The 11,818-nt window shown below is 70.1% G+C and carries 12 protein-coding genes; 8 read left to right on the top strand and 4 right to left on the bottom strand.

The genetic code is table 11. The features are described from left to right. Window positions 1-56: 56 nt before the first annotated feature. Both AB0P18_RS07040 and AB0P18_RS07035 read left to right on the top strand, forming a co-directional pair. Window positions 57-782 (top strand): alanine racemase C-terminal domain-containing protein, encoded by a 726-nt coding sequence (locus AB0P18_RS07040; RefSeq protein ID WP_363359474.1) that lies wholly within the window; start codon window positions 57-59, stop codon window positions 780-782. Beyond that, a complete protein-coding gene (locus tag AB0P18_RS07035; protein WP_363359473.1) occupies window positions 779-1,822 on the top strand; it encodes an alanine racemase in 1,044 nt (347 codons plus the stop codon). The genes AB0P18_RS07040 and AB0P18_RS07035 overlap by 4 nt, the downstream gene beginning before the upstream one ends. On the opposite strand, the gene AB0P18_RS07030 is transcribed toward AB0P18_RS07035, so the two are convergent. After that, window positions 1,823-2,044 (bottom strand): hypothetical protein, encoded by a 222-nt coding sequence (locus AB0P18_RS07030; RefSeq protein WP_314502266.1) that lies wholly within the window; start codon window positions 2,042-2,044, stop codon window positions 1,823-1,825. Between the two features lie 183 nt (window positions 2,045-2,227). Between AB0P18_RS07030 and AB0P18_RS07025 the strand changes: the two genes are divergently transcribed. Then, window positions 2,228-4,315, top strand: coding sequence for a DNA topoisomerase IV subunit B (locus AB0P18_RS07025; RefSeq protein WP_363359472.1), 2,088 nt, complete (start codon window positions 2,228-2,230; stop codon window positions 4,313-4,315). Between the two features lie 3 nt (window positions 4,316-4,318). Here AB0P18_RS07025 and AB0P18_RS07020 read toward each other — a convergent pair whose 3' ends face one another. Continuing rightward, window positions 4,319-6,763 carry a DNA topoisomerase IV subunit A gene (locus AB0P18_RS07020; RefSeq protein WP_363359471.1) on the bottom strand — a complete coding sequence of 815 codons (2,445 nt, stop codon included), beginning with the start codon at window positions 6,761-6,763 and terminating at the stop codon, window positions 4,319-4,321. A 75-nt stretch (window positions 6,764-6,838) separates the two neighbouring features. Between AB0P18_RS07020 and AB0P18_RS07015 the strand changes: the two genes are divergently transcribed. Next, entirely contained in the window at window positions 6,839-7,963 is a 1,125-nt protein-coding gene (locus AB0P18_RS07015) for an alkaline phosphatase family protein (RefSeq protein ID WP_363359470.1), read from the top strand. A 13-nt stretch (window positions 7,964-7,976) separates the two neighbouring features. Here AB0P18_RS07015 and sepH read toward each other — a convergent pair whose 3' ends face one another. Further along, entirely contained in the window at window positions 7,977-9,008 is a 1,032-nt protein-coding gene (gene sepH / locus AB0P18_RS07010; RefSeq protein WP_344053655.1) for a septation protein SepH, read from the bottom strand. Between the two features lie 210 nt (window positions 9,009-9,218). On the opposite strand from sepH, the gene AB0P18_RS07005 reads away from it, so the two are divergent. Further along, window positions 9,219-9,512 (top strand): DUF4193 domain-containing protein, encoded by a 294-nt coding sequence (locus AB0P18_RS07005; RefSeq protein ID WP_344053654.1) that lies wholly within the window; start codon window positions 9,219-9,221, stop codon window positions 9,510-9,512. On the opposite strand, the gene AB0P18_RS07000 is transcribed toward AB0P18_RS07005, so the two are convergent. After that, window positions 9,487-9,972, bottom strand: coding sequence for a DUF3093 domain-containing protein (locus AB0P18_RS07000; protein WP_363359469.1), 486 nt, complete (start codon window positions 9,970-9,972; stop codon window positions 9,487-9,489). The genes AB0P18_RS07005 and AB0P18_RS07000 overlap by 26 nt on opposite strands. Window positions 9,973-9,996: 24 nt before the next feature. Here AB0P18_RS07000 and dut point away from each other — a divergent pair, with 24 nt between their 5' ends. From dut to AB0P18_RS06985, 3 genes are all read left to right on the top strand, one after another. Then, a complete protein-coding gene (gene dut / locus AB0P18_RS06995) occupies window positions 9,997-10,452 on the top strand; it encodes a dUTP diphosphatase (protein ID WP_344053651.1) in 456 nt (151 codons plus the stop codon). Continuing rightward, on the top strand, window positions 10,449-11,048 hold the full coding sequence (locus AB0P18_RS06990; protein ID WP_344053649.1) for a DUF3710 domain-containing protein: 600 nt from the start codon (window positions 10,449-10,451) through the stop codon (window positions 11,046-11,048). The genes dut and AB0P18_RS06990 overlap by 4 nt, the downstream gene beginning before the upstream one ends. An 80-nt stretch (window positions 11,049-11,128) precedes the next feature. Next, entirely contained in the window at window positions 11,129-11,812 is a 684-nt protein-coding gene (locus AB0P18_RS06985) for a DUF3159 domain-containing protein (RefSeq protein WP_344055829.1), read from the top strand. Window positions 11,813-11,818 lie beyond the last annotated feature (6 nt).

The following is an 11,818-nucleotide window of genomic DNA, read 5'->3' as shown; positions in this document are numbered from 1 at the left end:
CTCCGGGGGCAGGGAACGGGGAAGGTGCGCAGAGCGCCCCGGATAGTCTAGATGGCGTGACCTCCGGCAACCCTGGCCGCCCCGGGCGAGCACCCGATCTCCCGGATCGCGTGTCTCCCACGGCCGTGATCTCGCGGTCGGCTCTCCGACTGAACCTGCGGGCGGTGCTGTCGACGCAACCGGATGCCGCCATCGACGTCCGCGCGGACGGCTGGGGTCACGGACTCGGGTTCGTCGCACAGACCGCCCTGGAAAGCGGTGTGCGCGCCCTGATCGTCGACGAGGAGGGTCGCCGAGAACTGGACGGTGTCGTGCCCGCGGCTGTGCTCGTGAGCGGATCGCCGTCGGCGATCGGCGACCCGGTCTACGGACTCAGCGCCGGATTCATCCCGGTGCTGAGTCTGCGCGGGCGCGTGCTGAGTCTGAAGGAACTGAAGACGGGCGAGGCGGTCTCCTACGGGTACACCTTCCGCACGCCGCGGGACACCGTGATCGCCCTGGTCACCGGCGGCTACGCGCAGGGCGTCCTGCGCGCGCTCGGAAACGCCGTCACGGTGCGGATCGCGGGGGAGCGGCATCCGATCGTCGGCCGCGTCGCGATGGACGTCTGCGTCGTCGACGTCGGACCCCGGCCCCGCGTCCGCCGCGGCGACGAGGTCACGTTCTTCGACGAGTCCCCCGAGGGCCCGGCCGTGGCGGAATGGGCCGCCGCCGGCGGCCTGACGCCGGCCGAGATCGCGTGCGCCGTCGGGCTTCGCAACCACCGGGAGTATGTCGCATGAGCGGGCCCGTGCTGCACGTGGACCTCGACGTCTTCGCCGCGAACATCCGGTCCGTGCGCGCGCGCACGGCGCCCGCTGAGCTCATGCTCGTCGTGAAGGACGATGCCTACGGGCACGGACTCGACGCAATCGTCCGCCGCGCGGCGAGAGAGGGCGTGCGGTGGTTCGGTGCGTTCGACGTCCGCGAATCGCTGCGCGCACGGCACGCGGCGGGTCCCGACGCACGCATCTTCTCCTGGCTCACCGTCGGGCGGGAGGAGATCGCCCAGGCGCTTCGCGCGGACATCGATCTGGGCGTCGGGGACGCGACGTTCCTGGAGGACATCGCGTTGGTCGCGCGGGCGGAGCAGGCGACCGCCCGCATCCACCTCAAGATCGACACCGGACTGCACCGCAACGGGATCAGGCCCGAGGACTGGGACGGCGCGCTGCGCCGAGCGCGGGTCCTCGAAGACGAGGGGGTGCTCCGACTCGTCGGCGTCTGGAGTCACATCGCCGAGGCGAGCGACGCCGACGACGACGAGGCCAGAACCCTCTTCGATCGCGCGTTCGGCGCCGCCGAGGCTGCGGGCTTCGCGCTGGAGGCGCGCCATCTCTCGGCCAGCGCCGCCTCGCACGCGCGGCCCGAATTCCGGTACGACCTCGTCCGGGTCGGCGCGTTCTGCTACGGCGTGCGGTCAGTAGGCGGCCCGTCCGGGCGAGAGCTCGGGATCGTCCCCATCGCCGCGCTGCGCGCGCCGATCACGCATGTGGCGGATCACAGCGCGACGCTGGGTGTGGGATCGCTGCACGGTCTGCCGTCCGCGCTCGCCCCCCGTGCGGCGCTCGAAGTCGACGGTACGGCCCGCAGGATCGCCGAGATCGCACTCGTCCACACGGTGATCGAACTTCCGCCCGGCGCGAAGATCGGGGACGAAGTGACGGTCTTCGGTGATGGAGCGGCCTCCGCGACCGATCTGGCAGAAGCGATCGGCACGGTGGGGGAGGAGATCCTCGTGCGGATCTCCCCGCTCATCCCGCGGAACTACCGCGGGCTCTGATCAGACGGACTCGAGCAGGCGCGCCGTCTCGTCGTGCCAGCTGGTCGCGACCGAGCGGAGCTTCTCTTCGTACTTGCGGCCGTGGTGCGCGCAGAAGAGCAGTTCGCTGCCGTTGACCTCTGCGGCGATGTAGGCCTGGGCGCCGCACGAGTCACAGCGATCCAGCGCCGTGAGGCGGTAGTCGAGAACGGCGGGCTCGGTGGGGGTGGATAGCGTGGTCATCTCGGGTCCTCCTCGGTGCGTCGCTCGTATCTCGATCGCCCTGTGCGGGTTGCATCACATACAACCACGCGGGACATGGGGGGATGCCCGGATGCCGCCACATTTCGCTCAGCGCGTACGGCGGCCTCCCGCCCCCGTGTCTGTGCAGGCTCCTGGGAGGCACCGCCGATACTCTTGACGTTTGTGACCTCCGAGTATTCCGCCCACCACCTGCAGGTGCTCGAGGGACTGGAAGCGGTCCGCAAGCGGCCCGGCATGTACATCGGCTCGACCGATTCCCGCGGTCTCATGCACTGCGTCTGGGAGATCATCGACAACGCGGTCGACGAGGCTCTGGCCGGCAACGGGTCCCGCATCGACGTCGTCCTGCACGAGGACGGCAGCGTCGAGATCCGCGACACCGGCCGCGGCATCCCGGTCGACATCGAACCGCGCACCGGACTGTCCGGCGTCGAGGTCGTCTTCACCAAGCTGCACGCCGGCGGCAAGTTCGGCGGCGGATCCTACGCGGCCTCCGGGGGACTGCACGGCGTCGGCGCGTCCGTCGTCAACGCACTCTCCGAACGCCTCGACGTCGAAGTGGACCGCGGAGGGAAGACGTGGGCGATGTCGTTCCACCGCGGCGAGCCCGGCGTGTTCGCCGACACCGGCGCACCGTCTCCGGATGCGCCGTTCCGTCCGTTCGAGGATCGCAGTGAACTGCGCGTGATCGGCAAGGCGCCGCGCGGCGTGACTGGCACGCGCATCCGGTATTGGGCGGATCGCCAGATCTTCACGAAGGACGCGGTCTTCCAGCGGGAGGAGCTCGCCACGCGGGCGCGGCAGACGGCCTTCCTCGTACCGGGCCTGGAGATCACGGTGCGCGACGAACGCGGCACCGAGGTCGATGAGACCTCGTTCCGCTTCGACGGAGGCATTTCGGAGTTCGCCGAGTTCCTCGCGACCGACTCCGCAGTCACGGACACGTGGCGGTTGACCGGCAGTGGAACGTTCACCGAGACGGTGCCCGTGCTCCAGGCGAACGGGGCGATGGTGCCGACCGAGCTCGAGCGGGAGTGTCAGGTCGACATCGCCGTGCGATGGGGGACCGGCTACGACACCGTCACGCGGTCTTTCGTCAACATCATCTCCACGCCGAAGGGCGGCACCCACCAGCAGGGGTTCGAGCAGGAGCTGCTCAAGGTGCTGCGCGGACAGGTCGAGCAGAACGCCCGGCGCTTGAAGGTCGGCGGCGCCGGCGCGCCCAAGCTCGAGAAGGACGACGTGATGGCGGGCCTGACGGCCGTGCTCACGGTGCGTCTGCCCGAGCCTCAGTTCGAGGGCCAGACGAAAGAGGTTCTGGGCACCCCGGCGGTGCGACAGATCGTCACTCAGGTCGTCCGCAAGGAGCTGACCGCCCGGTTCGCCTCGCCCAAGCGCGACGACAAGGCGCAGACTGCGCTCCTGCTGGACAAGGTCGTCGCCGAGATGAAGGCGCGCATCTCCGCGCGGGCGCACAAGGAGACGCAGCGCCGGAAGAATGCCCTGGAGTCGTCCTCGCTCCCTGCCAAGCTCGTCGACTGCCGATCCTCCGAGGTCGAGCAGTCCGAGCTCTTCATCGTGGAGGGCAACTCGGCCCTCGGAACCGCGAAGGACGCCCGCAACAGCGAGTACCAGGCGCTGCTGCCCATCCGCGGCAAGATCCTGAACGTCCAGAAGTCCTCCGTGTCGGACATGCTCTCCAACGCGGAGTGCGCCTCGATCATCCAGGTGATCGGCGCGGGCTCCGGACGCACGTTCGATCTGAGCGCGGCCCGCTACGGCAAGGTCATCATCATGAGTGACGCGGATGTCGACGGCGCGCACATCCGCACGCTGCTGCTCACGCTGTTCTTCCGATACATGCGGCCGCTCATCGAGGCCGGACGCGTGTTCGCCGCCGTGCCTCCGCTGCACCGCGTGATCGTGGTCAATCCGGGGTCCAAGCCTAACGAGACCGTCTACACGTACAGCGAGCAGGAGCTGCACGCGCTGCTGACGAAACTCACGAAGGCGGGCAAGCGCTGGCAGGAGCCCGTCCAGCGCTACAAGGGTCTCGGCGAGATGGATGCCGACCAGCTGGCCGAGACGACCATGGACCGCGCCGGGCGGCTGCTGCGGCGGGTGCGGCTCGAGGATGCCGAAGCCGCCGGGTCCGTGTTCGAGCTGCTCATGGGCAACGAGGTCGCGCCGCGCCGCGACTTCATCGTGGACTCGTCCGACCGGCTCTCGCGCGAGTCGATCGACGCCTGAGCGCTACGCCAGGCGCCGGCCCACGGAGCCGATGACCGCGTCGAGCGCCTGACCCGACGCGTCGCGCTTCGCGGTTGCCTCGGGGAGGGTCCGCACCGCGCCGTCCGGGCCGACCGCCAGCGCGGGAGCCGGCCCCGCCCAGGCCAGCATGAGCCGGTCCTCGCCCTTCAGGAACGCGTGTGCGCGCACACCGCCGGTCGCGCGCCCCTTCGCCGGGAACTCGCCGAAGGCCGACACTTTGACCCTGCCCGGGTCCGTGCCGACGAGCACGCCCTGCGCTCCGGACACGCTCACCACGACGGCTTCCGGATCCGTGACGGCGCTGAAGAAGATCGCCTCGGCGCCCGAGGCCAGGTTGATGCCCGCCATGCCGCCGGCGGCCGCTCCCTGCGGGCGCACGCTCCCCGCACCGAACCGGAGCAACTGTGCGTCCGAGGTCACGAAGACGAGTTCGGCGGCATCCGGAGCGGACGCGGCGCCGATGACCTCGTCGCCCGCCTTGAGGGCGATGACCTCGACCTCGGGACGTGCAGGCAGCGCGGACGGGACGAGCCGCTTCACGACGCCCTGTCGCGTGCCGAGCGCGACCGGGCCGTCGCCGAATGTGAGCAGTGCGAGCACCCGTTCGTTCTTGGCGGTGATGCCGAGATAGTCACGGAGGGCGACACCGGCGGCGAGCTGCACCGACGCCGGAGGCACGGACGGTAGATCGACGGGGCTGAAGCGCACCACGCGGCCTGCGCTCGTGAGCGCACCGAGCTCGGCACGGGTCGTCGCCTGGACCCGCGAGAGGATCGCGTCGTGCTTGCTGCGTCGCGCGGGCGCGACGAGCTCGGAGCCTTCGGTCAGGTCGACACGCACGGCACGCCCGGTCGTGGACAGGACCACGACGGTCGGTGCGTCCGCGATCTGCAGATCGGGCGCGGGCGCACCACGCGTCGGCCGCGGCGCGGCCGGCTTGGCGTTCATCAGCACCGTGCGCCGCGGCGTGCCGTAAAGGTCCGCCGCCGATTCGAGCTCACGACCGACCTGCGCACGGATGAGGGCGGGGTCTGTCAGCAGCTCCTTCAGCGCCGCGATCTCCGCCAGGAGCGCGTCGCGCTCGGTCTCAAGTTCGATGCGGGAGAACTTCGTGAGCCGGCGCAGACGCAGCTCGAGGATGTACTCGGCCTGCACCTGACTCAGGTCGAACACCTCGCGCAGACGCGTACGAGCCTGCTCGCTGTCATCCGACGTGCGGATGACCTGGATGACCTCGTCGATGTCGAGGATCGCGATGAGGAGCCCCTGCACGAGATGCAGACGCTCTTCGCGGCGGGCAAGACGGAAGGCGCTGCGTCGACGGACGACCTCGATGCGATGAGCGAGATAGACGCTCAGCAGCTCCTTGAGACCCAGGGTCTGCGGCTGGCCGTCGACGAGGGCGACGTTGTTGATGCTGAACGAGTCCTCGAGCGGGGTCAACCGGTAGAGCTGCTCCAGCACGGCGTGCGGGTCGAACCCGGTCTTTATGCCGATCACGAGTCGGAGTCCGTGGTTGCGGTCGGTGAGATCGGTGACGTCGGCGATCCCCGTGAGCTTCTTGGACTGGACTGCGTCCTTGATCTTCTCGATGACCCGCTCAGGACCCACTTGGTAGGGGAGCTCGGTCACCACGAGCCCGGTCCGACGCGGCCCGAGCGGCTCCACGGCGACCTTCGCCCGGATCTTGAACGCGCCGCGGCCCTTCGAATACGCGTCCTTCACGCCGTCCAGCCCCATGACCGTTCCGCCGGTCGGGAAGTCGGGACCCGGAACGAAGTCCATGAGATCCTCGACGCTCGCCTCCGGGTGCTCCAGCAGGTGCACCGCGGCCGAGACCACTTCGATCAGGTTGTGCGGCGCCATGTTCGTGGCCATGCCGACGGCGATTCCCGTCGCACCGTTCACGAGCAGGTTGGGATAGGCGGCCGGCAGGACGGAGGGCTGCTGGAACTGGCCGTCGTAGTTCGGAATGAAGTCCACGACGTCTTCGTCGAGATTCTCCGTGAGCGCCAGGGCGGGCGGCGCCAGGCGCGCCTCGGTGTATCGCGGCGCCGCGGGTCCGTCGTCGAGGGACCCGAAGTTGCCGTGTCCGTCCACGAGCGGAACCCTCAAGGAGAAGGCCTGCGCGAGACGGACGAGCGCATCGTAGATCGGCGCGTCGCCGTGCGGATGCAGCTTTCCCATCACCTCGCCCACGACGCGGGCGCTCTTGACATGCCCGCGGTCGGGCCGAAGACCCATGTCGGCCATCGTGTACAGGATGCGCCGCTGCACGGGCTTCAATCCGTCGCGCGCATCCGGCAGGGCACGGGAGTAGATCACCGAATACGCGTACTCGAGGAAGGATCCCTGCATCTCCGTCGAGACGTCGACGTCTTCGATGCGCTCGGGGGCGAGCGAGGGTTCGGTGGGCGCTGCGGGCATGGCGATCGGGCCTCAGGTGACGGCGGCTGCGGGTGGTCGGGAGCGGCTCGCCGCCGGTGTGCGAGACTGGCCCCGATGTCGTTCAGCCTACCCGCGGACCCGCCGCGATCCCGGAGCCTCACCGGTGTCGTCCCCCAGATGCTCGCCGCGATCGGGGGCTCGTCGGACTGGTTCGCGCCCGCCCGGAGCGCGATCGTCTTCGTCGTGGACGGACTCGGCGCGCACAATCTGGCCGCCCGGTCGGGTCACGCGCGCTTCCTCGCAGCGGCCGGCTCGAAGAAGGACGTCGCGCGCACGGTCTTCCCCTCCACGACCGCATCGGCCCTCACGAGCCTGCTGACCGGCTCTCCGGTCGGCCGGCACGGCATCGTCGGGTACCGCGCCCTGGCTCCCGAGCGCGACGTCGTGCTCAACCAGCTCCGCGGCTGGGACACCGACGGGCTCGAGGAATCATGGCAGCGTTCGCGTCCGCTGACGAAGCAGTGGAGCGAACAGGGGCGTCCGTCGTTCGTCGTCTCCAAGCCCGAGTACGCCGATACGGGTTTCACCGCGGCGACCATGCGCGGCGCCGAGTTCGTCGGCGCCGTGGACGTTGCCGAGCGCGCCCGTATCGCGGGCGAGCTCGCGGCCCGGCATGCGGGCGCCTTCGTCTACCTCTACGCGCCGGAACTCGACGCCGTGGGGCACAAGCGCGGTTGGCAGTCCGATGAGTGGGTCGCCGCACTCGAGCGCGTGGACGCCGCAGCCCGGCTCCTGGCCGACGCCGCCACCACGCAGACCGGTGTGGTGGTCACCGCCGACCACGGCATGATCGACGTTCCACGGCACCGGCACGTCCTGCTCTCCGACGACGGTGACCTGCTGAGCGGCATCCGGCACATCGGGGGAGAACCGCGGATGCTGCACCTGTACACCGAGCCCGGCGCGGCTGCCGGCGTCCATCGGCGATGGGTCGCGGCCGAGGCGGGGAGGTCGTGGGTGCTCTCACGCGACGAAGCCGTCGCGTCCGGCGTCTTCGGCACCGTCGACCCCGCGGTCGCGCCGCGCATCGGCGACGTGGTGGTGGCGGCCCGCTCGGGTATCGCCTACTACGACGATCGCCTGGACGACAAAGGACCGCAGCGGATGGTGGGCCAGCACGGCTCGCTCACGCTCGAAGAGCGGGTCGTCCCGCTGATCAGGCTGGGCGCCTTCGCCTGAGCGCGACCGACGCTCAGTCGTCCGTGCGTGCTCCGAAGACGATCTCGTCCCACGACGGCATCGACGTGCGACCCTTGCGCCGACCCGGACCTTCGTTCACCGCTTCGTTCTCGATCCCGCTCTGGACGGCCGTCGGTTCGGGCGGCGATTCCTCGTATCCGGGCTCGAGCGCGTCGAAGAGCGCCACGGGCGCCTGGGGGCGCGGGGCGTCCGCTTCATCGGCGCCGGGAAGCGGCTCGCGCTGCCCTCGTCGACGGCGGAGAGCCTCGAGCAGGTCCGCGGTCTCGGATGAGGTCACCGCCGTGGAATCAGCCCTCTTCATAGCCGCCTCCTGCACGGCGGGCGCGACGGGCTCCCGGATGTCGGGGCTCTCCAAGTCGGCATCGGGCAGCCGACGCGGACCGAAGGCGCCGCTGTCGAAACGGGAGTCGTCTTTCGCGGGCGCGGAGTCCAGAGCGCGCAGCCGCGGGATCAGACCCTCCGGGAGGGATCCCTGCCGGGACAGCTGGATCGCATCGGAGTTGAGCGGCGACAGAGTGCTCCGGCGCGGGTCGAATCCCCAGCGCGCGTCGTGATCCACCTGGTTGGCGGTGAACTCGAGCTTGACGACCCAGCCGGTCGGCTCTTTCCAGCTCGTCCAGCGTTCACCGACCGCGCCCGCTTCGCCGAGCTTCGCCCGGACGGCACCGCCGAACGTGGGGTGCACATCGGGGTCGATGTCGGCTCCCAGCAGGACAGGGACCGCGAGCGCCTGACTCACGATGTGCTCGCGCTCGGCGAGCACGGGACCCTCGAATCGCGCCACGTCCTCGACGCGGGCACCGAGGAGCTCGGCGACCTCCTGCGCCGACATCCCGGCGCGGATGTGCATCTGCACCTCGCGCGGACTGGGGCGCACGACGTTTGCGTCGGCCTCGCGCTCGCGACGCGCCTTGCGCAGCTCGACGCGCAGGACATCGTCGACGGCGAGCGAGAACCGATCACCCGACTCGGTGACCAGGACGAGCACATCGTCTTCGGTTCCGATGACTTTGAGCTGTTCCATGCGAAACGCCCCTCCGATCCAGCGGTGTGCGTTCATGGTGTCACAGGGGTCGCCGCTCGCCGGGAATATCCCGCGCGCGCCGCGAGTTTCACGGCAACGCAGGACGGGATCGGACCGCGCATTTGCGAATCAGGTTCAGGTCGTGCAAACTATCGCCGCCCGAGAGGGTCAGGCACCCCTGCTATTCCCCGGAAGTTGAGACGTTCACGCATGGCTACGGATTACGACGCCCCCCGCAAGACCGAAGACGACAGCGAGTCGATCGAGGCCCTGAAGGAGCGCGTGCCCGACAAGCTCTCGGGCGCGGTTGATGTGGAGGACGCCGACAACCCGTCGGGTTTCGAGCTGCCGGGTGCGGACCTGTCGGACCTCGAGCTCGACGTCGTCGTCCTGCCCGCGCAGGAGGACGAGTTCACCTGCTCGAACTGCTTCCTGGTGAAGCACCGCTCGCAGCTGGACCACGACGGTGCACACGGCCCTATCTGTAAGGAATGCGCGGCGTAGCCTGCGCACGGCGCACCGCCGCGGCGAGTCGATCGGGCGTCCGCGAGGACATCACCCATGAGGGCGCCGGGTCGTCCGGATCCGTGATCTGAACGATCACCACGCCGTCGATCCCGCCGCGGATGACGTGCCACGAGCGGGGCTCGAGTCCCGGTCCCCGCGCGTAGCGCGCCTCGTCGCCGGTGAGGGCGACGACCTCGCCCGTGTGCGCGAGGTCGATGTGCGCCCGGCCGGCGGTCAGTACACCGTCCTGCACGCCGACCGACGGCGAGCCGGCGATCATGAGCGCGATGATCGCGACGCCGACCAGGATGCCGCCGACCAGCGCGAGCGTCGTGTCGATGCGCGTGAGCACGAGCGCGGCCATGGGCGCAGCGACCGCGGCGCTCACGATCGCCCACAGCGACGGACTGAGCCGCTCGCGGTAGCGGACGGCGGTGGCACCTCGGACATCGGTCACGGTGTTCTGGACTACCCTCGTTGCGTGGCTGAAACTGCGGACGTCCTCATTATCGCCCCCGACGTTCCGGCGTACGCGCACCCGGGCGACGCCGGCGCCGACCTCGTCTCCGCCGAGGCGCTTCGCCTCGAGCCCGGCGAACGCGCGCTTGTCGGAACCGGGGTGCGGATCGCCCTGCCCGACGGCTACGCCGCGTTCGTCGTTCCGCGCAGTGGTCTGGCGACGAAGCACGGCATCACGATCGTCAACAGTCCGGGCACGGTAGATGCCGGCTACCGTGGCGAGATCAAGGTGACCCTGTTGAACACGGATGCCCGCCAGGCGTACGACATCGCGGTCGGCGACCGCATCGCCCAGCTGATCGTCATGCCGGTCACACGTGCCCGATTCATCCCGGTCGACGACCTCCCCGAGAGCGTGCGCGGGGACGGCGGCTTCGGCTCGACCGGCTACCAGCAGAAGGACGGAGTCCGAGCATGACCGACGCGACACCCGCGCAGAGCGCCCAGCCGGAGAGTTCGGGGGAGCGGGCCGTGACCGGTCCGTTCGACGAGTCCGAAGCCAATCCGGTCCGTCCCTACATCGATCTCGGCGGCATCAAGATCCTTCCGCGGGAAGGTTTGAACCTCCGCCTCGAGGTCGAGGAGCAGACGAAGCGCATCGTCGCGGTGGGACTGGACTACGCGGGCTCGACCCTGCAGGTGCAACCGTTCGCGGCGCCCCGATCGAGCGGACTGTGGGAGGAGACGCGCGAGCAGATCCGACAGCAGATCCGCCAGCAGGGCGGACGTGTGGAAGAGCGCGAGGGCCCCCTCGGCGCCGAGCTGCTGGCCGAGGTGCCCGTGGCCGCCACCGCCGACGCACCGGCCGGTAAGCGTCTGGCGCGGTTCGTGGGCGTGGACGGTCCGCGCTGGTTCCTCCGCGGGGTGATCGGCGGCGCGGCGACCGCCGACGTGGATGCCGCAGCGCAGGTGGAGGACCTGTTCCGGTCGATCGTCGTCGTCCGGGGCGGGACGCCCATGCCGCCCCGCGATCTGATCCCACTCAAGATGCCCGCGACCCCGGGTTCCGCGTGACCGACGCCCCGCGCTCGCCCGAGTCCGCCGCGCCCGAGCCGGAGCGCGCTCCCTCCCTCACGCCTCCCTCCGCCTCGGAGCTGGTCGGCGCCGCGCTCGGCGACGCCGCGCGCCGGGCCGGGCTCGACCCGTCCGCCGGCGGACCGACCGGGCACGTGGTCTGGCGGGCCATGGGCGGATGGCGCGGCATCCTCGAATCGGTGCTGCCGAGCCTCGTCTTCGTGATCCTGTTCACCGTCACGTACGACCCGGAGACCCAGCGCGGCGACCTCTGGCTCTCGCTCGGACTGTCCGTGGGCCTCGCCGCGGTGTTCACGCTCATCCGGCTGCTCACCAGATCACCCGCCGGCGCGGCGATCGGAGGCCTCGTCGCCACCGCGGGCGCAGCAGCCCTGGCCCTTCTGACCGGACGTGGGCAGGACAACTTCGTCTTCGGATTCATCACGAACGCCGCCTACGGCACCGCGTTCCTCGTTTCGGCCCTCATCGGCTGGTCGCTCATCGGTCTGGCGGTCGGGTTCCTCATGAACGAAGGGACACGGTGGCGGTCGGACAAGCGCAAGCGGAGGGTGTTCTTCTGGCTCGCGATCGCGTGGGCGGGCCTGTTCGCCTTCCGGCTCGCGGTGCAGCTCCCGCTCTACTTCGCGGGCGACGTCACCGCGCTCGGAACCCTCAAGCTCATCATGGGGCTGCCGCTGTTCGCGCCGCTCGTGGCGGTCACCTGGCTGGCGGTGCGAGCGCTCTACCCCGCGCCGGCCAAGTGATACATT

It is taken from the genome of Microbacterium sp. NPDC064584, assembly GCF_040687315.1.
Lineage (GTDB): Bacteria > Actinomycetota > Actinomycetes > Actinomycetales > Microbacteriaceae > Microbacterium > Microbacterium lacus.
Note: the sequence above shows the minus strand (reverse complement) of the source record. Positions and strands in the feature narration are given on the sequence as shown.

Coding starts and splice junctions, on each gene's coding strand:
- AB0P18_RS07035 (WP_363359473.1), top strand. CDS start 779: ATGAGCGGGCCCGTGCTGCACGTGGACCTCGACGTCTTCGCCGCGAAC.
- AB0P18_RS07030 (WP_314502266.1), bottom strand. CDS start 2,044: ATGACCACGCTATCCACCCCCACCGAGCCCGCCGTTCTCGACTACCGC.
- AB0P18_RS07020 (WP_363359471.1), bottom strand. CDS start 6,763: ATGCCCGCAGCGCCCACCGAACCCTCGCTCGCCCCCGAGCGCATCGAA.
- AB0P18_RS07015 (WP_363359470.1), top strand. CDS start 6,839: ATGTCGTTCAGCCTACCCGCGGACCCGCCGCGATCCCGGAGCCTCACC.
- sepH (WP_344053655.1), bottom strand. CDS start 9,008: ATGGAACAGCTCAAAGTCATCGGAACCGAAGACGATGTGCTCGTCCTG.
- AB0P18_RS07005 (WP_344053654.1), top strand. CDS start 9,219: ATGGCTACGGATTACGACGCCCCCCGCAAGACCGAAGACGACAGCGAG.
- AB0P18_RS06990 (WP_344053649.1), top strand. CDS start 10,449: ATGACCGACGCGACACCCGCGCAGAGCGCCCAGCCGGAGAGTTCGGGG.